This is a genomic window from Geminicoccus roseus DSM 18922, assembly GCF_000427665.1.
Taxonomy (GTDB): Bacteria; Pseudomonadota; Alphaproteobacteria; order Geminicoccales; family Geminicoccaceae; genus Geminicoccus; species Geminicoccus roseus.
In genome coordinates, this window is record NZ_KE386572.1 from 5,326,220 (window position 1) to 5,345,107 (window position 18,888).

Below are 18,888 nucleotides of genomic sequence, written 5' to 3' on the forward strand. Positions count from 1 at the left end.
TGCCGCCGCCCGGATCCTTTTCGAGGACAGGCTCATGGCTTACAGCGACATCGACCTCTGCTCGCAGGCCCTGGTGCGTCTGGGAGCGGCACCGATCGGCTCGTTCTTCGAGAACAGCGCCGAGGCGACCGTCGCCCAGCGCCTGTACGGCCTGGTGCGCGACGGCCTGGTCAGCGCGCATCCCTGGAGCTTCTCGATCGGCCAGGCCGCCCTGGACCAGCCGGTCCCGGCGGATTCGCAGGATTATGCCTTTCGGCACCAGCTGCCGGCCGACTGCCTGCGGGTGATCTCGGCGGGCGCGCACCGCGCCGGCCGCGGCCTGGACTACCGGGTCCAGGGCGGCGGCCTGCTCGCCGGCCAGGCGGCGATCACCCTCACCTACCAGCGCCGGGTGCCGGAGAGCGAGTTTCCCGCCTTCTTCGCCGCGGCCCTGGTGGCGCGGCTGGCCGCCGAGTTCTGCCTGCCGGTCACCGAGAGCGCCAGCCGCGCCGAGGTGCTGCGCAAGGCGGCCGACCTGGAGCTGCGCCAGGCGCGGCTGGTGGACAGCCAGCAGAGCACGCCCCGGCGCTTCGAGGACTTCACCCTGATCGAGGCGCGATTCGGATGAGCGCGGTCACCCTGGTCACCGCCGGCTTCACCGCCGGCGAACTCGACCCGCGCCTGCTCGGCCGCTCCGACCTGGAGGCGCTCGGCAAGGGTGCGGCGCGGCTGGAGAACGTGCTGGTCCAGGTCACCGGCGGGGTGACCAGGCGGCCGGGCATGCGCCGCTCGGTGGACGTGCCGGGCGGCATCCGCCTGGTGCCGTTCGACGCCCCGGACGGTGGGGCGCTCTTGGCGTTCGGGCCGTTCAAGGTCGACGTGCTGATCAACGACGCCCTGGCGGCGACGCCGAATACCCCCGCCGCCGCCAACTGGACCTCCGCCCAGGTGCCGCAGCTGGCGTTCGCCAGGCTGGGCGAGAGCCTGCTGATCTGCCACCCCGACCTCGAGCCGCGCCAGCTGGTGCGCCTGGCCACCGGCGGCTGGCAGCTGCGCAAATGGGCGTTCGCGATCCCGCCGGGAGCGCCGGCCCCGTTCGCCTACCGCGAGCCGTTCGCGCGCTTTGCCGCCGACGAGGTGGCGATCCAGCCGGTCAAGGCCGGCCTTGCCGCCGACCAGCCGATCCCGCGCGATTCGCTGGTCACCCTTTCCGCCAGCGCCTCGGTGTTCACCGCCTTCCACGACGGCACCCGGATCCGGATCAAGGGCCGCCAGGTCGTGATCCAGAACGTGCAGAGCGCCACCCAGGCGCTGGGCCTGGTCCTGGAGGAGCTGAACGACGGGCAGACCACGCGCAGCTGGGACGAGCAGGCGTTCAGCCAGGCCCACGGCTATCCGGCCACGGTCGGCTTCTGGCAGGACCGGCTGGTGGTCGGCGGCTCGCGCGACCTGCCGGACGCGGTCTGGATGTCGCGCACCGGCGCCTATTTCGACTTCGACGAGGGCACCGGCCTGGACGACGAGGCAATCCGCTTCCGGCTCGGCACCCAGCGCAACCACGCGATCCGGGCCCTGGTATCCGGCCGCCAGCTGCAGGTGTTCACCAGCGCCGGGGAATGGGCGCTGGCCGGCGATCCGCTCACCCCCGCCACCATCCGCGCCGACCAGCAGACCGGGATCGGCTCGATGGTCGGCCGCAACATCGCCCCGGTGGAGATCGACGGCGCCACCCTGTTCCTGAGCCGCAGCGGCAAGGAGCTGCGCGAATTCCTGTTCACCGACGACCAGCAGGCCTTCCAGGCCGCCGACCTCGCCGTGCTGGCGCGCCATCTCCTGGAGAACCCGGTCGACCTGGCCTTCGACCCGATCCGCCGGCTGGTGCTGGTGGTCAGGGCCGACGGCAGCATGGCCGCTTCCACCATCGACCGGGAGAACGGCATCGTCGCCTGGTCCAGGATCTCCACCAACGGCGCGATCCGCTCGGTGGCGCACCTGGATGGCCGGACCTGGCTGCTGGTGGCGCGCGAGGGCGTGGTCGCCGCGGAGTACCTGGACGATACGATCGGGGTGGACGGCGCGCTCCGCTTCAGCGCCTCGCCCGGGCGCACGGTCTGGTCGGGCCTTGGCCGCTTCGACGGCCGCCAGGTCTGGCTGGTCGGCGACGGCCGGCCGGTGATGCGGGCGGTCGTCGCCGGCGGCAGCGTCACCCTGCCCTATCCGGTGACCGACCTCGTCGCCGGGCTTGCCTTCACCCACACGGTGGAGCCGGGCAGGACCCTGCCGCTGGCCAGCCGCGCGCAGAACGCGCGCTACCGGACCGTGCGGATGGCGTTCCGCCTGCTCGGAACCAGCGCGCTGCGCCTGGACCTGGGCAGCGGCGCCATCCCACAGGCCCTGCCGGACCTGGCGGGCGGCTTCACCGGCGACCACGCCGTGCGCGTGCTGGGCTGGCGCCGCGGCATCGAGGCCACGCCCTGGAAGATCGTCCAGGACGATCCCAGCCCGTTCACGCTTCTCTCCGTGTCCCACCAACTGCAGGTGATCGACTGATGGGTGCCGCAACCAGCCTCGCCACGCTCGGCCTTTCCGCCGTGCTCGGCCAGCAGAAGAAGAGCCGTGCCAACGACCTGATCGAGGTCGACCGGATCCGTTCCGCCCAGGAGCTGAAGCTCCAGCAGGACATCGACCGGCGCAAGCGCGAGCAGCAGCTCGCCCGGGCCCTGGCCAGCGCCCGGGCCCGGGCCGGCTCTGCCGGGATCGGTTCCTATCGCAGCGCCGCCGACGCGATCGCGGCCGGGCTGCAGCGCCAGGCGCGCACCGAGCAGGCCGAGGCGGACGCCCGCGCCAGGCTGGCCCTGGACGGCAACGACACCCGCGCCGCCCTGCGCCAGCGCAACAACCTGCTGGACCAGCAGGGCAGCATTCTGGGCCAGGGAGTGCGCACCCTGGGTGGCCTGGCCGGCGGTTCGCTGCTCGACTGAGCGGCGGCCGGCCGCCCGTCGCACGGAGGACCCCTTCCCCGGAGCCGAACGACCATGCTCGAGACCGGTGGCCGCAGCTTTCGCCAGTTCGTCTGGGTCTACAACCAGCTGCAGAACCGCGGCACGCCGGCCCTGCATGGCCGGGTGACCGACTGGCTGGAGCACAGCTGGCGGGACGGCGACAAGCGCCTGCTGCTCATGGTGTTCCGCAACGCCGGCAAGTCGACCCTGGTCGGGCTGTTCTGCGCCTGGATCCTGGCGAACGATCCCGATCTCCGGATCCTGGTGCTCTCCGCGGAACAGAATCTCGCCGACAAGATGGCGCGCAGCGTGCGGCGGATCATCGAGCGCCACCCGATGGCACGCCATCTGCTGCCCGAGCGCAGGGAGCAGTGGGCGGCCGACCAGTTCACCGTGGCCAGGCCCCGCGACTTTCGCGATCCGTCGCTCTGCTCGCGCGGGATCACCGGCAACCTCACCGGCCTGCGCGCCGACGTGGTGATCTGCGACGATGTCGAGGTGCCCAACACCTCCGACACCCCCACCAAGCGCGAGGACATGCGCGAGTGCCTGCGCGAGCTCGACTACATCCTGATGCCGCAGGGCACGATCCTCTATGTCGGCACGCCGCACAGCTTCTACTCGATCTATGCCGACCAGCCGCGCAAGGAGCTGAAGGAGGACGCGCCGTTCCTGGCCGGCTACCGGCGGCTGACCATCCCGCTGCTCGATCCGGCGACCGGGGCGTCCGCCTGGCCCGAGCGCTTCTCGCCGGACGTGGTCGAGCGGATGCGCCGGCAGACCGGCCCGGCCAAGTTCCGCTCGCAGATGCTGCTGGAGCCGACCCATGTCCATGACGTGCGGCTGGAGCCGGAGAAGATGCGCCGCTATGCCGGGGCAATCGAGCTTGCCAGCGGCAACGGCGAGACCGTGCTGACCATTGGCGGCCGGCGCATGCTGTCCAGCACCTGCTGGTGGGACCCCTCCTTCGGCGACCCGAAGAAGGGCGACGCCTCGGTGGTCGCCTGCGTGTTCGTGGACGAGGAGGGCGGCTACTGGCTGCACGGCCTGCGCTACCTCACCCACGACCCGGCCAGGGTCGAGGAGCAGGACGAGGCCGACCAGCTCTGCCGCCAGGTGGTGGCGTTCGCCGAGGCGATGGCCCAGCCGGCGATCCGGATCGAGACCAACGGGATCGGCAAGTTCCTGCCCTCGCTGCTGCGCCGGGCGGTGGCGCGTTCGGGCTGCGGCTGCGCGGTGATCGAGCACGTCTCCACCCGCAACAAGGTCCAGCGCATCCTGGACGCGTTCGACCCGCTGCTGGCCGCCGGCCGCCTGCATGTCCACGAGGATGTCTGGCAGGGCGGCTTCGTGCAGGAGATGCGCGAGTGGCTGCCCGGGCGGGAGAGCCGCGACGACGCGCTGGACGCGGTGGCCGGCTGCATCCTGGAGGAGCCGGTGCGCCTGCGCGGCCTGCACGCCCTGCGCACCCGCAGGCAGTGGCGCGGCGGCGCGCCGCTGATGGCCAGGACCGGCTTCGACCTCTAGACCAGTTGCATCCCGGCCCGCCGCGGATTAAGCGCCTCCTGGTGCTGGAAGCGTGGCCGAGCGGTTGAAGGCAGCGGTCTTGAAAACCGCCAGGGGGCAACCCCTCGTGGGTTCGAATCCCACCGCTTCCGCCAACACAAGCAGCGACCACCATGGAACGGCGAGGTCTTCGCTGATGGATCGTCCAGCGGTTCCGTGGGCACGCCATGCCCTTGGTCGCGAACCTGTCGCCAGGCTCTTGACCAGCGTCCGGTGCCGTTCTCGTTTACCTCTCCACCTGCCGCCCCATGGCGAACGCCGGCCGTTCAGCCCGCGGGGGTCGGTGCCGCCGCTGGCAGCACGCCGGCGTCCTTGAGTTCCTGCCAGAAGGCGGCCGGGATCGGCTGCTGCATCAGGGCGGCGTTCTGGCGGACCCGTTCTGCATTCTTGGTGCCGGGGATGACCGTGGCGACCACCGGGTGGGCGGCGCAGAACTGGAGGGCGGCGGCACGCAGGTCGACGCCGTGGCGCTCCGCGATCGCGCGCAGCCGGTCGCGCGCGGCGACCTTGTCGGGCGGCGCCTCCTGGTATTCGAAGGTCGTGCCGCCGGCGATCAGGCCGGAATTGTAGGGGCCGCCGACCACCACGTGCACCCCCCGCTCCGCGCAGCGCGGGAAGAACTCGTCCAGGGCCGGCTGGTTCAACAGGCTGTAGCGGCCGGCCAGCAGGAACACGTCCGGGTCGGCCTGCTCCAGCGCCAGGATGCAGGGCTCCACCAGGTTCACGCCCAAACCCCAGGCGCGGATCACCCCCTGCTCCCGCAGCCGCGTCAACGCCACGGCCGCCCCGTCCATGGCGGTCCGGAACGCCTCCTTCCAGTGGGCGCCGTGATGGTCCTCGGCGCAGTCGTGGATGTAGACGATGTCGATGCGCGCCATGCCCAGGCGCTGCATGCTGTCCTCGAGCGAGCGCTGCACCCCGTCGGCGGTGTAGTCGTAGTCGCTGCGGAACGGCATGCAGTTGATGAACGGGCCCTGCGTCCCCCCCTTGCTCTCGTCGGCGCGCAGCAGCCGGCCGACCTTGGTGGACAGCACGAACTGGTCGCGGGGATAGCGGCGCAGCGCATGGCCGAAGCGGTGCTCCGAGACGCCCGAGCCGTAATGCGGCGCGGTGTCGAAATGGCGGATGCCGGCATCCCAGGCGGCCTCCAGGGTGGCGTCCGCATCCTGGTCCGAGATCTCGGCGAACATGTTGCCCAAGGGCGCGCCACCGAAACCAAGCGGCCCGGGAGGGAGGAAATGCTGGTGGTTCGACATGATGTGCTCTCCCCGGCGGCCTGGTCGGTCGTGCCTGCCGGTCCTGGTGGCGCCGGCCGCAGCAGTTCGACGGCAACCATTGCGCAGCATCGGACCTGAGACAAGCCGGAGCGGCGCCATGGTCAGCGGACCATCGTCCCGGGTTGCATCGCCTCCTGATTCACCTAGGCTCTCCCCCAGGCGCACGGCCGGCCTTCCCGATGAAACGATTTTCTTCGGGGGTGGCCATGACCGGAAGAACGGCGGCAAGCCGCGGCATGCGACGGCATCGATGCGCCAGATCAGGGACGGAACAAGACCAATGAGATCCATCATCAGGAAGACGGCTGTCGTGGCGGGCATGGCCGCCTTGCTGCTCGGCAGCGCTGCCGTGGGCGAGGTGCAGGCCCAGGAGCCGATCAAGGTCACCATCGGCTGGGCGCCGCCGGACATCACCGGCGTGTTCAAGACCGCCACCAACTTCTTCGAAAAGTCGGCGCAGGACGCCAACCAGCACGGCTTCCAGGTCGAGGTGATCACCCGCGCGCCGACCAGCCACCTGGCGTTCGCCGAGCAGGTCGCGATCATCGAGGACTTCATCCAGCGCCGGGTGGACGTGATCGCGGTCTCGCCCTCGGAAGTGCAGACGGTGCGCTCGGCCCTGGCGGCCGCCGGCGAGGCGGGCATCCCGGTGATCGTGGTGAACCTCCTGGAGCCGATCGAGGGCCTCGACATCGCCTCCTATATCGGCTTCGACAACACCCAGGGCGGCATGGTCAGCGCCTATTCGGTGGCCGACTATCTGGGCGGGCCGGGCGTGCTCGGCACCGGCACCGAAATCGAGGCGAAGCCCGGCGACTATCTCGACCTGGAGTTCTGGCAGAAGGCCTATGCCGACCTGTCCGAGGAAGAGCGGGCCAAGGTCCAGGGCAAGGGCGCCATCATCGAGGGCGTGGCCGGCGGGTTCTATTCCACGGCCCGCCTGAACGGCTTCCGCGAGGTCATGGAGCAGTTCCCGAACGTGGAGATCGTCGGCAACACCTGTGCCGCCGACTGGAACCGCGAGAAGGCGGTGCGCTGCACCGAGGACTTCCTGCAGAGCACCGGCCAGGACCTGGACTTCATCTGGGCAGCCTCCAACGAGATGGGCCTGGGCGCCATGCTGGCGCTGGGCAACGCCGACCGGCTGCAGCGGGCCGACCAGCCGCACGAGGCAGGCGACGGCAAGATCGCGGTGTTCACCAACGACGTGACGCCCGAATCGGTCGACCAGATCGCGAACAACGGGATCATCGCCGAAACCACCCACGGCTTTGCCGACTGGGGCTGGTTCGGCACCAAGTTCGCCGTGCAGCTGGCCTGCCAGGAAGAGGCGCCGGCCCAGTTCGACATCCGCCCGCGCACCGTCTACGTCGCCAATGCCCGCGAGTTCTATCCGGACCCGCAACTTCCCGACATCGACTGGGACGCGATCCGGGCGAACTGCAAGAAGAACGGCTGAGGCGGCGCTGCCGCCCGATCCGTGACGGGCTCCGCTGCCGCGGAGCCCTCGTTCCGGCGCAGGCTGTCCGCGCGCCGCGAGGTTCCCTGGAACAGGTGCCGATGGTGACCGCTGCAACTCCCGCCGCCGCGCCCCCCGCCAGCGCGCCGGTGCTCCTGAAGCTCGAATCGATCGAGAAGCAGTTCGTGGGCGTGCGCGCGCTCAAGGGTGTCTCGCTCGAGGTCGTGGCCGGCGAGGTCCAGATGCTGCTGGGCGAGAACGGCGCCGGCAAGTCGACGCTCATGAAGATCCTGGCCGGCGAGTACACGCCCAGCGCCGGGCGGATCGTGGTGCGCGGCCACGAGGTGTCCGGGCTCACCCCGGACAGCGCGAAGGCGCTGGGGATCGGCCTGATCCACCAGGAACTGAGCCTGATCCCGGCGCTCACGGTGGCCGAGAACATCTTTCTTGGCCGCATGCCGACCACGCGATTCGGCCAGATCGACTGGAGCCGGGCCTACGCCATGGCGGCCGAGGCGGTTGGGCGCCTCGGGGTGTCGATCGATCCCCGGGCGGAGGTCCGGCGGCTGCAGATCGCCGAGCAGCAGCTGGTCGAGATCGCCCGGGTGCTCGAGGGCAATCCGGAGATCCTGCTGCTGGACGAGCCAACCTCAGCCCTGTCCGATTCCGAGCGCGAGCGCCTGTTCGACGTGATCCGCCGCCTGAAGGACCGCGGCGTCGGCATGATCTACATCTCGCACCACCTTGCCGAGATCCCGATGATCGCGGACCGGGTGACCGTCCTGCGCGACGGCAGCGTGGTCGGCACGATCCTGCCGGAGGAGGCCGACGAGGACAGCTGCATCGCGATGATGGTCGGCCGCTCCCTCAAGGACCAGTTCCCGAAGGCGGCCGTGGAGCCTGGCCTGCCCGTGCTGGAGGTCGAGGGCCTGCAGGCGGGCCGGACGCTCCAGGACATCTCCTTCACCCTGAGCAAGGGCGAGATCCTCGGGATCTTCGGGCTGATGGGTGCCGGGCAGGAGGAGGTCGCCGCGGCCCTGTTCGGCCTTACCGGGCGGCGTGCCGGCCGCATCCGGGTCAACGGCCGGGACAAGGCGATCCGCTCGCCGGCGGATGCGATTGCCGAGGGTCTGGGCCTCCTGACGCGCGACCGGCGGCAGAGCCTCGTGCCGATGCTCACCGTGGGCCCCAACCTGTCGCTGCCCTGGCTCAGCAACCGGTCGTTCTTCTCGGCGCTGCAGCACAGGCGGGAAGCCCAGGAAGTCGAGCGCTACGTCGCCGACCTCAAGATCCGCCCGGCCACCACCACCAACCCGGTGCGGTTCTACAGCGGCGGCAACCAGCAGAAGGTCATCCTGGCGCGCTGGATGTCGAGCGGCGCCAGCATCCTGGTCTTCGACGAGCCGACCCGCGGGATCGACGTTGGCGCCAAGGCGGACGTGTTCGCGCTGATGGGCGAACTGGTGCAGCGCGGCATGTCGATCCTGATGATCTCCTCCGAGCTCAACGAGCTGATCGGCATGGCCGATCGCGTCCTGGTGATGCGCGGCGGCCGCGTCTCGGCCGAACTCGGGCGCAACGAACTGAGCCAGGAAACCCTCCTGCGCCACGCGAGCTGAAAGAAACGAACCGATGGCTTCCCAGCAGCGAACCGGAGCGGACCTGCCGTCCTCGACGAGCACCGGCCTCAGATACCGCGACCTCCTTCTCCGCGGCGGGCCGTTCATCGCGCTCCTGATCCTGTGCGTGCTCCTGTCGATGGCCACGCCCTACTTCGCCACCGTCGACAACGCCTTCAACATCACCCGGCAGTCGGCCTTCACGGCGATCCTGGCGGTAGGCCAGACCTTCGTGATCCTGACCGGCGGCATCGATCTCTCGGTGGCGGCGGTGGCGGCCCTGTCCGCCTCGGTCACCACGGTGCTGCTCACCAGCCCGCTGGTCCTGTTCGGCCATGATTTCGGGATCCTGCCGGCCCCCGTCTCGATCGCCATCGGCCTGCTGGTCGGCTGCGCCTGCGGCGCGCTCAACGGCTGGATCATCGCGCGGTTCAAGATCCCCGACTTCATCACCACGCTCGGCACCATGACCATCCTGCGCGGTGTCGCCCTGATCGTCACCGACGGCCTGCCAGTCCCCTCCTTCCAGGCGACCGCCAGCGGCGCCGGCCTGCCCGAGGCGTTGATCCAGGCCGGCAGCGGCTCGCTGTTCGGCATGCCGATCAGCGCGATCATCGCGCTGATCGTGGCGCTGGTCGGCTTCTACATCCTGCGCTACCGGGCACTCGGCCGCGCGATCTATGCGGTCGGCGGCAACCGGGAAGCCGCGCGGGTGTCCGGCATCGACATCGGCCGCACCAAGATCATGGCCTACATGATCTCCGGCCTCACCGCCGCCATCGCCGGCCTCATCATGGTGGGCCGGCTGAACTCGGCCAACGCGCTGATGGCGGACGGGGAGGAACTGCGCTCGATCGCTGCGGTGGTGATCGGCGGGACCAACCTGTTCGGCGGCGAAGGCGGCGTGATCGGCTCGCTGGTGGGCGCGGTGATCATCGGCGTCCTGAACAACGGCCTCAACCTTTTGAACGTCAGCCCGTTCTGGCAGCGGATCGTGCAGGGCCTTGTGATCGTCCTGGTGGTCATCTTCGACCAGTGGCGGCGCCGGAAAAGCACAAGCACATGAAGCTTCGGTCCCGCGTCGCTGACTTCCCGGCCTCCCGGAGATGGGTGGCTGGGACCAACCACCATCCAGAGAGGGATCAATCGGTTCGACGAGGAGGCGATGCCGCAGGGGCATCCGCCTCGTCCGAATCCGCCCCTCCCTCTCCGGCGGGTGCCTGGCGTTCGGAGAGGAACTCGCCCAGGCCGGACAGGCCGTCGACATGCTGGGCGAACACCTTCAGCAGCACGAGAATGGGCACGGCGATGACCGCGCCCACCAGCCCCCACAGCCAGCCCCAGAAGGCGACGGAAAGGAAGACCACCACGGTGTTCATCTCCAGCCTCCTGCCCAGGACTGCCGGCGTGAGCAGCTGTCCTTCAGCGGTGGTGCTGAGAAGATAGATGGCGGGCGGCAGCAGCGCCTGCCCGATCGGGTCGAAGGTGACGAAAGCCACGGCCCCCACCAGCGCAGCCCCGATCAGCGCGCCGAGATAGGGGATGAAGTTGAGCACGAAGGCGAGCGCACCCCACAGCACCGGGTTGGGCATGCCGGCCAGCCAGAGACCGGCGCCGATCCAGATCCCGAGGCAGAGGTTGATGGCGAAGACGGTCGCCAGGTAACGGGACACCTCGCGCTCGACACCGAACGCGATGCGCAATGCCTGCTTCTTGTCGTGGAGCGTCGGCAGCACCCTGACGATCTTCTCGTAGAAGAGATCGCCGGAAGCCAGCAGGAAGAGCAGCAGCACGAGGGTCAGGCCGACGGACGCGACCATGTTGGTCAGGCTGTTGGCGGCGCGGTCGATCAGGTCCGGCTCCTTGACCACCACCTCCGGCGCCGCTGTTTTGCCCTGGGTGGCCTGCTCCATCTGTTCGGATGCCTGTCGTACCGCATCCACGGTCCCGCGCAGGGCATTGGCCTTCTCCATGATCCGCTCGCCGATCGCGGGCGCATTGTCGATCCAGCCCGCCACCGGGCCGCTCAGGGAGTAGGCTCCGCTGGCGACGACGATGAGGAGCGTGAGGACCAGAACGAGGGCTGTCGCTGGAGCGGGCACACCGCGCTTCTTGAGGAAGCGGACCACCGGGCTGAGCACCAGGGCGAGGAGGAAGGCGAACACCACGGGGACCAGGAAGCTCTGGGCGAAGTAGAGTGTCGCGACGATCGCCAGGATGAACAGGCCGACGATCGACACGGTCACGGGCCCCGGCAGCGATCGCCCCTGATCGTCGGACCGGTCGGACCCGTTGGCGCAGGAAGCAGCGCGTGCTGTGGCCTCATCTTCCATGGTGGTCATCTCAAGGGCTCCCTGCGCTCACACATCCATCAACACCTTGCCCCCCGCTCCGGCTTCCCGGACCAAAAGAAGTTGTACCCGCCGCTCAGGATCCTGCCTCTTCCGGCACTGTCGAACAGGCCTCCGCCCGTTCTCGTCACATGTCTTCCGGATGGCCCGGCACGCAGCTAGATTGGTGCCAAAGATGTCTCTTGAGCAATGCAGATAAAAATGAGCAGGTTCTTGAAGATGCAGGGAAGTACGCTGCCACGGATCAACGAACGGCCAGGAGGTTACCGATAACCTGACGTAGTTCCGCTGGCATCCCGGACATTTGGAGCCAAACAGCTCCATGAACCGGCATCGGCGCATTGACGTCCAGGCAGCCATACCAAGCATCAGCAGCATTCATGCCGCCGGAAAGCCGCACAACCGCACGCTCAAGCATGACAGCCGCAAGGCTCAAACGCCGCCTCGACCAGCGGCCCGGGCCATGGCTGCGCCGGCTTCGATCGCGCGCCGCAGGACCAGGGGCAGCGCTGCTCGATCTTGATTCTCGCAACGAACTGGAAGGTCGGCGGGTCGGTCGGTGACCCGAGAAGAAAAAGGTATCGGCTCATGCGGCCCATCATCATCAGCGTCGCCATCACCGGTTCTGTGCCGCGGAAGGCGCACAATCCCGCCGTGCCGATCACGCCGTCGGAGCAGATCGAATCGACGCATCAGGCGTTCGAGGCCGGGGCGACGCTGGTGCACATCCATGTCCGTCACGACGACGAGACGCCGGCCTCGGATCCCGAGCGCTTCGCCCAGGTGCAGGATGGGGTGCGCCGGCACTGTCCGGGCATGATCATCCAGTTCTCCACGGGCGGGCGCGGCCGGGCGCCCGCCGAGCGCGGCAGCGCGCTCAAGCTTCGCCCGGACATGGCGTCGCTCTCGACGGGCTCGGTGAACTTCCCGACGATCGTCTACGAGAACCAGCCGCCGCTCGTGACGGAGCTGGCCGGGACGATGAAGCAGTTCGGCGTGAAGCCGGAGATCGAGATCTTCGACCTCTCCCATCTTCATGGCGCGCGCCGGCTGGCTGATGCCGGGCTGATGGACGAACAGGCGCATCTCCAATACGTGCTGGGCGTCCAGAACGCCATGCCGGCCGAGCGCCATCTCCTGGAGATCCTGGTCGAGGAGGGGCTGCGGCTGTTCCCGCAGGCGACCTGGACGGCGGCCGGGATCGGCCGGCACCAGAGGCCGGTGGCCGGATGGGCGATCGAGCTCGGCGGGCATGTCCGGACCGGGCTGGAGGACAATATCCGGGTGTCCAGCGAGCGCCTGGCCGGCAGCAATGCCGAACTGGTCTCGATCGCCGCCGGGCAGATCCGAGCGGCGGGGCATCGGGTGGCGACGCCCCAGGAGGCGCGCGCGCTGCTGCGGCTTTCGGACTGATACCTGCGGGACACCATGTCCCTTGATATCGGTCGCACTCCGCGAGAACTACCCGGCGCCGACCGAGGGCCCCGAGCGGCGCGACACCGGGCTGAAGCTCCGCCCCATGGGCCGGCGCAGCCAGGCCCACAAAGCGGGCGAACCGGCTGCTCGCCGCTCACAGAACAGGTGCCGGGGCAGGTTCTTATCGACTATTGATTCTGCATATTGGTATATGACACCCACGCTCGGCCCCCCGGCATGTTTCCATGCGGAGGACGCGGCTGGCCGGCGGGTCACGGAAGGAAGGGTCATGAGCGTCCTGCAGCTGGGCACTCTTGAGAAGGCTTACAAGATACTTGATCTCTACTATGAAAATGCGGAGAGCTTTACTTTCTCCGAAATCGTGGAGAAGACCGGGCTGGAGAAGGGCTCGGTCCAGCGGCTGCTGTTCACCCTGCAGAACCTCGGGCTCCTGAGGCGGCATCAGCGCTACAAGAGGTACAGCCTCTCGCCGCGCTTCGTCTCCTACGCGGTCTCGTTCATCCAGGCCGACCCTTTGATGGCGAAGGCGACCCGCCATCTGGAATCGCTGGCCCGGCAGACGACCGAGTCGGTCGGCGTGGCGATCATGGACAATGCCCATGTCTTCTATCTCAGCCGGATCCCGAACCTCGTCAGCCATGATTTCGCCCTGCTGCCCATCCGTCGCCACGCCTATTGCACGGCGGCCGGACGGGCCATGATGGCCCATCTTCCCGACAAGGACGTGGACCGGCTGCTCGCCCTCTCGCCGCTGCGGCGCCTGACGGCGCAGACCATCGTCGATCCGGACGAAATCCGCCAAAGGATCGGCACGGCTCGCGAGGAGGGTTTCGCCTGGCAGGATGGCGAAGTCCTCGAACGGGAGATCGGCGTCGCGGCGGCCATTCTCGGTGAAGGCGACGTGCCCGTCGCCGCCGTGTCGATTTCCATCGACAAGTCCAACTACGACCTTGGCAAGGCCAAGCAGGTCTTCGGGCCGATGGTGCGGTCCGCCGCCCAGGACATGTCGAGCCCTGCCCTGTCGGCCAGCAGCTTCTCCAGCGCCCTTGCCGGGAGGAAGCCCGTTCAGGCCGATGCGGCCCGCTGATACAGTTGCACGATGTTGCCGTCCGGATCCTCGAAGGCGAGGGTCCGGCCATGGGCGCCCATGTCCCGTTCGGCGATGATCCGCGCGCCGGCAGGCTCGATCCGGGCACGCATCTCTTTCAGCGAATCCACCTCGAATACCGCAATCCCGCCGCTGGCACCGGGAGGCGCTTCCGCCGGACTGCCCAGCGCCATGCCGGCGTCGCCCACGCCGAACTGGACCCAGCGACCGGGGTCCTCGAACTTGAGGCGCAGGCCCAGCACGCCCTGGTAGAAGCTCCGGGACCGGGCCGTGTCGCCGACGACGTAGTAGACGTTCTGCAGGCGCTTGATGGCCATGGCTTGCTCCGGTGCTCAGGCGGCGGCGCGCAGGCCGATTTCCGCAAAGGTCCGCTCCACCGCACGATGCAGCCTGTCCACGAGCTCATCGAGCTGGGCGTCGGTCAGGATGAAGGGAGGCGCCAGCAGGACATGGTCGCCAAGACCGCCATCCAGCGTGTTGCCCGCCGGATAGCAGATCAGCCCCTCCTCCATAGCGTTCGCCTTCAGGCGGAGATGCATGCGCAGCCCCGGGTCGAGCGGCTGTTTGCTGGCACGGTCCCGGACGAACTCCAGCCCCAGGAACATGCCCCGGCCGCGGATGTCGCCGACATGGTCGTGCTCGCCGAACACCTGGCGGAGGCGGGTCATCAGGCCGGCGCCCTGTTTGCGGACCCGGGCCAGAAGATCGTCCTCCTCGATCACCTTCTGCACCGCCAGCGCGCCGGCACAGGCCGCGGCATGGCCCAGATAGGTGTGGCCGTGCTGGAAGAAGCCCGAGCCGCCGCGCACGGCCGCATAGACCGGCGCCGACGCGATCATCGCCCCGATCGGCTGGTAGCCCGCTCCCAGGCCCTTGGCGATGGCGACGATATCCGGAACGACGCCGTCCTGCTCGCAGGCGAACAGGGTGCCGGTGCGGCCCATCCCGGACATGACCTCGTCCAGGATCAGGAGGATGCCATGCCGGTCGCAGATCTCGCGGATCCGCCGGAAGTAGCCGGGCACCGGCGGCACGGCGCCCAGCGTGGCGCCGACCACCGTCTCCGCCACGAAGGCGATGACGCTGTCGCCGCCTTCCCGTTCGATCGCCGTCTCGAGTTCGTCGCCCAGCCGATCGACGTAGGCCGCATCGCTTTCGCCGTCGCCCTGCCCGCGATAGGCGTTGCAGGGCGAGACATGGTCGGCCTCGATCAGCAGCGGCTCGTAGAGCGCCCGGCGGCCGGCATTGCCGCCCACCGCCAGGGCGCCCAGCGTGTTGCCATGGTAGCTCTGCCGTCGCGCGATGAACCGGCGCCGCTGCGGCTCGCCCTTTTCCACGAAATACTGCCGCGCGAGCTTCAGCGCTGCTTCCACGGCTTCCGAGCCGCCGGACAGGAAATAGACATGGTCCAGGTCGCCGGGCGCCCGGTCGGCCAGGAAGGCGGCAAGTTCCTCGGCAGGCTCCGAGGTGAAGAACGCGGTGTGGGCGAACGGCAAAAGGTCGAGCTGGCGCTTCACCGCCTCGATCACCCGCCGCTCGCTGTGGCCCAGGCAGGAGACGGCCGCCCCGCCTGACGCATCCAGGTAGCGCCGCCCTGCCGAGTCGATGATGTAGGGTCCCTCCCCGGCCACCGCGCACGGATAGCTCTGCTTCGGCATCCGGTGGAAGACATGGCTCATCGGAGGCGCTTTCCTGGTTGGTCAGTCGGCTGAAGCAAGGGAGCGGAACGCGCCGTCGAAATAGATCAGCGGCCGGTCGCCGGCGCCGAGTTCGACCTGCTCCACCACACCGGCGACGACGACGTGAGAGAAGACCGGCATCACCCGCCCGACGCGGCAGTCGATATGGCAGGCGGCACCGCTCAGCCGCTGCGCGCTGCCCCGCGGGTGGCTCCACGACACCAGGCCGGCGCGTGGACCCGGGCCCATCCGCCCGGCGAACACGTTCGCTTGGCGCGTCTGTTCCTCGGTCAGCACATGCACGGTGAAGCGCTTTTCCTGGCGTAATGCCGGAAGAATGCTGGAGTTGGCGCGGATCGAGACCAGGAGCGAGGGCGGCTCCATCGACAGGGATGTCACCGACGTTGCCGTCAGTCCCATGAGCTGCCCGCCATGATGGACGGTCACGGCGCACACACCGCCCGCCAGGCGCCGCATGCTCACCCGGAACGCTTCCGCCACGGCCGCTGCCGGTGGGGAAACGGGATCGCCGGCGAGCCAGGGGCCCTCCTCGATGATCTCTCCGATCGGCAGCGTCGCCTCGTCCATTCACGCAGCCTCTTGCGCCGGCTTCTTGCCCTCGTCGTCCAGGGCCTTGGTCACCAGCGGCATCACTTCCTGGCCAAAGCGCTCCATCGAGCGCAGGGCCGCCTTGGCCTCGATCCCGGCCGGCCACATGAAGCAGCTCAGGTCGGTGATCCCGTTGGCGCGCACCTCGGCGACGATGCGCTCGGCCACCGTTTCGGCGCTGCCGATCGGCACCGAGGCCTGAATCTTCTCCAGGCTCGGCTCGCCTTCCAATGGCTGATCGGCGATGACGTGCCCGTCCAGGACCTGCGCACCGACGCGCATGTGCCCGGCACACCGACCGGCATAGCGGATGCCGGCAGCCACCCGGTCAAGTTCCGCACGGTCATCGGTGACATAGACATAGCGCTGGGCGGCAAAGCGGCGGCCCGCCAACTCGAAGCCGGCCTCGGCATACTTGCCGGCGACGAAGTCGTGCATTCCGGCCAGCGCCTTGCTGTCGCCCCAGCCGACCGTGATGAACGGGACCGCGTCGGTGGCGACCGCCTGCTTGATGATGGCAGGCGACCAGGAAACGAAATAGGTGTCGATCCGGCGGGGCGTGTAGAGCCGGATCGCCTGCGGCACATCGGGAAGCTGGTAGAACCGGCCGGAATAGCCGAACCGGTTCTGGTGCACCGCCTGGTCGACGATCTGCCAGATTTCCAGCATCCGGTCCTGCCGTTCGGCCAGATCGGCGCCGAACGCCTCGAACTCGAAGCGCTGGTAGCCTGACCCGATGCCCAAGGCGGCCCGGCCCTCGCTCAGCTGGTCGAGCAGGGCCAGTTCCTCCGCCACCCGGATCGGGTTGTAGAGCGGCGCCACGATCACGGCTGGCCCGAGCCTGATCTGCCTGGTCTCCCGTGCGGCGGCGGCGGCGAACATCAGGGGCGAGGGCGAGAGGCTGTAGTTCGAGAAGTGGTGCTCCGCGAACCAGGCGGTGTCGAAGCCCATCCTGTCGGCGAGCTTCACGCAGTCGAGCGTGCCCTGATAGACCTCGCGCTGCTCGATGCCGAACTGGTTCATCAGGTTGAAAAGGCCGAACCGCATGCCGTAGCCTCATATCGAAGTTTGGTAAATTTTATCTTTATTCGATAATTGGTGTCAATGTGCGTTCCGGCGGGCGCAGCAGGCGATAGCATCCTGGTCTCAGATACCGACGATGACCTCCCCGCCATTCGGGCTGATGACCTGTCCGGTAATGAAGTCGGAGCGTGGCGAGGCCAGGAAGCCGACGGTGTAGGAGATCTCCCGCGACTCGGCATAACGGCCGAGCGGCACCCGCGCGACCTTCTGCGGCATCTTCTTGTCGATGTCCGGCTGGGCCATGACCATCTCGGTCAGGACGCCGCCTGGCGCCACCGCATTCACGTGGATGTTCCAGGGCGCCAGCTCCCTGGCCCATGCCTTGGTCAGGCCGAGCAGCGCCGCCTTGGCCGCGCAGTAGGGCGAGGCGTAGTGATGGCCGACCATGCCCCAGATCGACGAAATGTTGATGATCTTGCCGTAGCGCTGCTTCTTCATGAACGGCAGCACGGCCTTGCCCGCGAAGAAGCTGCCCCGGACATGCACCGCGAAGGTGCGGTCGAAATAGTCTTCGGTGGTATCCTCGATCAGCGGCTCGCCGCCGATCCCGGCATTGTTGACCAGGATGTCGATGCGGCCGAACCGTTCGCCGATGCCGGTGAGAGCGGCGGTGAGCGCCGCGGTGTCGGCGACGTCGCACGCCAGGGACACGGCCTCGCCCCCCTCCGAGCGGACCAGCGCGGCCGTCTGCTCGGCCCGGACGCCGTCGATGTCCTGGGCGACGATCCGGGCGCCGCGCTCGGCCAGGAGCTGGGCGTGAGCCTTGCCCATGCCGGCCCCTGCCCCGGTGATGACCGCGACCAGCCCGTCAAGTTCACGCATCGTCGTTCTCCTTCATGCCCGCGCGGCCGTGGTGATCGCTCGGGGCGCCGGGCCTCGACCGGGCCGGCGCGCCCGGGCGCATTGCTTGTCGTTTCGGGAGCACGGGCCATCTGCCCGCGATGGGCTCAGAAGCCCACGATGGTCTTGCCCCCGTTGGGGCTGATGACCTGGCCGGTGATGAACGCGGCCTCGTCGCTGGCCAGGAACGCCACGGTCGCAGCGATCTCCTCGGGCTGCGCCCAGCGCCCCAGCGGCACCTCGCGCTCCTCCCGGCGCACCCCCTCCTCGCCGAGATTCTCCAGAACCATCCGGCTCCACACGCCGCCCGGCGCGATGGCGTTCACGGTGATCCCGAACGGGGCCAGCTCCTTGGCCCAGGCCTTGGTGAGGCCGAGGATGGCCCCCTTGGCGGCGATGTAGTCGGAAGCCATGTGATGCCCCGCCTGCGCCCAGCGCGACGAGACATTGACGATCCGCCCGCGGCCCTGGCGTTTCATCGCCGGGACGACGGCACGGCCGCAGAAGAACGAGCCCTTCACGTGGACGCCGATCATCTTGTCGAACGCCGCCTGGTCGATGTCCTCGATCACCCGGTCGACGCCGATCCCGGCATTGTTGACCAGGATGTCGACCCGCCCGAATCGCGCCAGCACGTCGGCAGCCATCCGATCGATCGAGGGGACATCGGAGATGTCGAAGGCGTAGGCGGCGACATTCCCTCCTTCCGCCCCTCCTTCCGCCCGGATCAGTTCCTCCGTCTCGGCCAGGCCGTGCGCGTCGATGTCCTGGATCACCGCGATGGCGCCTTCGGCCGCCATCCTCATGGCATGAGCGCGCCCCATGCCCGATCCGGCGCCGGTGACGATCGCGACCTGGCCGGCGAAGGATTGGCTCATC

General features: G+C 68.8%; 17 protein-coding genes and 1 tRNA gene. 10 read left to right on the plus strand and 8 right to left on the minus strand.

Features of this window, described 5'->3' with window-relative positions:
- Positions 1-34: 34 nt before the first annotated feature.
- The 5 genes from GEMRO_RS0126005 to GEMRO_RS0126025 all read left to right on the plus strand — a co-directional run bounded on the left by GEMRO_RS0126005 (position 35) and on the right by GEMRO_RS0126025 (position 4,642).
- A complete protein-coding gene (locus GEMRO_RS0126005; protein WP_027136338.1) occupies positions 35-607 on the plus strand; it encodes a hypothetical protein in 573 nt (190 codons plus the stop codon).
- Positions 604-2,529, plus strand: a complete 1,926-nt coding sequence (locus GEMRO_RS0126010) for a hypothetical protein (RefSeq protein WP_027136339.1) — start codon at positions 604-606, stop codon at positions 2,527-2,529. Before GEMRO_RS0126005 ends, GEMRO_RS0126010 begins: the two co-directional genes overlap by 4 nt.
- On the plus strand, positions 2,529-2,960 hold the full coding sequence (locus GEMRO_RS0126015) for a hypothetical protein (protein WP_027136340.1): 432 nt from the start codon (positions 2,529-2,531) through the stop codon (positions 2,958-2,960). Before GEMRO_RS0126010 ends, GEMRO_RS0126015 begins: the two co-directional genes overlap by 1 nt.
- 54 nt (positions 2,961-3,014) lie before the next feature.
- A complete protein-coding gene (gene terL / locus GEMRO_RS0126020; protein ID WP_027136341.1) occupies positions 3,015-4,508 on the plus strand; it encodes a phage terminase large subunit in 1,494 nt (497 codons plus the stop codon).
- A 46-nt stretch (positions 4,509-4,554) separates the two neighbouring features.
- Positions 4,555-4,642 (plus strand) — tRNA-Ser (locus GEMRO_RS0126025).
- Positions 4,643-4,813: 171 nt separating this feature from the next.
- On the opposite strand, the gene GEMRO_RS0126030 is transcribed toward GEMRO_RS0126025, so the two are convergent.
- Positions 4,814-5,803 (minus strand): aldo/keto reductase, encoded by a 990-nt coding sequence (locus GEMRO_RS0126030; RefSeq protein ID WP_027136342.1) that lies wholly within the window; start codon positions 5,801-5,803, stop codon positions 4,814-4,816.
- Positions 5,804-6,104: 301 nt separating this feature from the next.
- Between GEMRO_RS0126030 and GEMRO_RS0126035 the strand changes: the two genes are divergently transcribed.
- The 3 genes from GEMRO_RS0126035 to GEMRO_RS0126045 all read left to right on the plus strand — a co-directional run bounded on the left by GEMRO_RS0126035 (position 6,105) and on the right by GEMRO_RS0126045 (position 9,968).
- Positions 6,105-7,283, plus strand: coding sequence for a sugar ABC transporter substrate-binding protein (locus GEMRO_RS0126035; RefSeq protein ID WP_027136343.1), 1,179 nt, complete (start codon positions 6,105-6,107; stop codon positions 7,281-7,283).
- A 101-nt stretch (positions 7,284-7,384) separates the two neighbouring features.
- Complete coding sequence (locus GEMRO_RS0126040) at positions 7,385-8,902, plus strand: sugar ABC transporter ATP-binding protein (RefSeq protein WP_051329501.1); 1,518 nt, start codon at positions 7,385-7,387, stop codon at positions 8,900-8,902.
- Positions 8,903-8,915: 13 nt separating this feature from the next.
- Positions 8,916-9,968 carry an ABC transporter permease gene (locus tag GEMRO_RS0126045; protein ID WP_027136345.1) on the plus strand — a complete coding sequence of 351 codons (1,053 nt, stop codon included), beginning with the start codon at positions 8,916-8,918 and terminating at the stop codon, positions 9,966-9,968.
- A 76-nt stretch (positions 9,969-10,044) separates the two neighbouring features.
- Here GEMRO_RS0126045 and GEMRO_RS32035 read toward each other — a convergent pair whose 3' ends face one another.
- Complete coding sequence (locus tag GEMRO_RS32035; protein WP_240476775.1) at positions 10,045-11,244, minus strand: AI-2E family transporter; 1,200 nt, start codon at positions 11,242-11,244, stop codon at positions 10,045-10,047.
- Positions 11,245-11,841: 597 nt separating this feature from the next.
- Between GEMRO_RS32035 and GEMRO_RS0126055 the strand changes: the two genes are divergently transcribed.
- Together GEMRO_RS0126055 and GEMRO_RS0126060 are read left to right on the plus strand one after the other, a co-directional pair.
- Complete coding sequence (locus GEMRO_RS0126055) at positions 11,842-12,666, plus strand: BKACE family enzyme (RefSeq protein ID WP_035486057.1); 825 nt, start codon at positions 11,842-11,844, stop codon at positions 12,664-12,666.
- 292 nt (positions 12,667-12,958) lie between these two features.
- Complete coding sequence (locus GEMRO_RS0126060) at positions 12,959-13,777, plus strand: IclR family transcriptional regulator (protein WP_027136347.1); 819 nt, start codon at positions 12,959-12,961, stop codon at positions 13,775-13,777.
- Here the strand turns inward: GEMRO_RS0126060 and GEMRO_RS0126065 are convergent.
- The 6 genes from GEMRO_RS0126065 to GEMRO_RS0126090 form a co-directional block, all read right to left on the minus strand.
- A complete protein-coding gene (locus tag GEMRO_RS0126065) occupies positions 13,756-14,115 on the minus strand; it encodes a VOC family protein (RefSeq protein WP_027136348.1) in 360 nt (119 codons plus the stop codon). The two genes, GEMRO_RS0126060 and GEMRO_RS0126065, sit on opposite strands and share 22 nt — an antisense overlap.
- 15 nt (positions 14,116-14,130) lie before the next feature.
- The gene (locus tag GEMRO_RS0126070) at positions 14,131-15,477 is read right to left on the minus strand and encodes an aspartate aminotransferase family protein (RefSeq protein ID WP_027136349.1); all 1,347 of its coding nucleotides are present in this window, start codon (positions 15,475-15,477) and stop codon (positions 14,131-14,133) included.
- A gap of 21 nt (positions 15,478-15,498) precedes the next feature.
- Positions 15,499-16,065 carry a flavin reductase family protein gene (locus tag GEMRO_RS32040; RefSeq protein ID WP_051329502.1) on the minus strand — a complete coding sequence of 189 codons (567 nt, stop codon included), beginning with the start codon at positions 16,063-16,065 and terminating at the stop codon, positions 15,499-15,501.
- Complete coding sequence (locus GEMRO_RS0126080) at positions 16,066-17,133, minus strand: LLM class flavin-dependent oxidoreductase (RefSeq protein WP_027136350.1); 1,068 nt, start codon at positions 17,131-17,133, stop codon at positions 16,066-16,068.
- A gap of 99 nt (positions 17,134-17,232) precedes the next feature.
- A complete protein-coding gene (locus GEMRO_RS0126085; RefSeq protein WP_027136351.1) occupies positions 17,233-17,991 on the minus strand; it encodes an SDR family NAD(P)-dependent oxidoreductase in 759 nt (252 codons plus the stop codon).
- 125 nt (positions 17,992-18,116) lie between these two features.
- Positions 18,117-18,887 carry an SDR family NAD(P)-dependent oxidoreductase gene (locus tag GEMRO_RS0126090; RefSeq protein WP_027136352.1) on the minus strand — a complete coding sequence of 257 codons (771 nt, stop codon included), beginning with the start codon at positions 18,885-18,887 and terminating at the stop codon, positions 18,117-18,119.
- Between the last annotated feature and the right edge of the window lies 1 nt (position 18,888).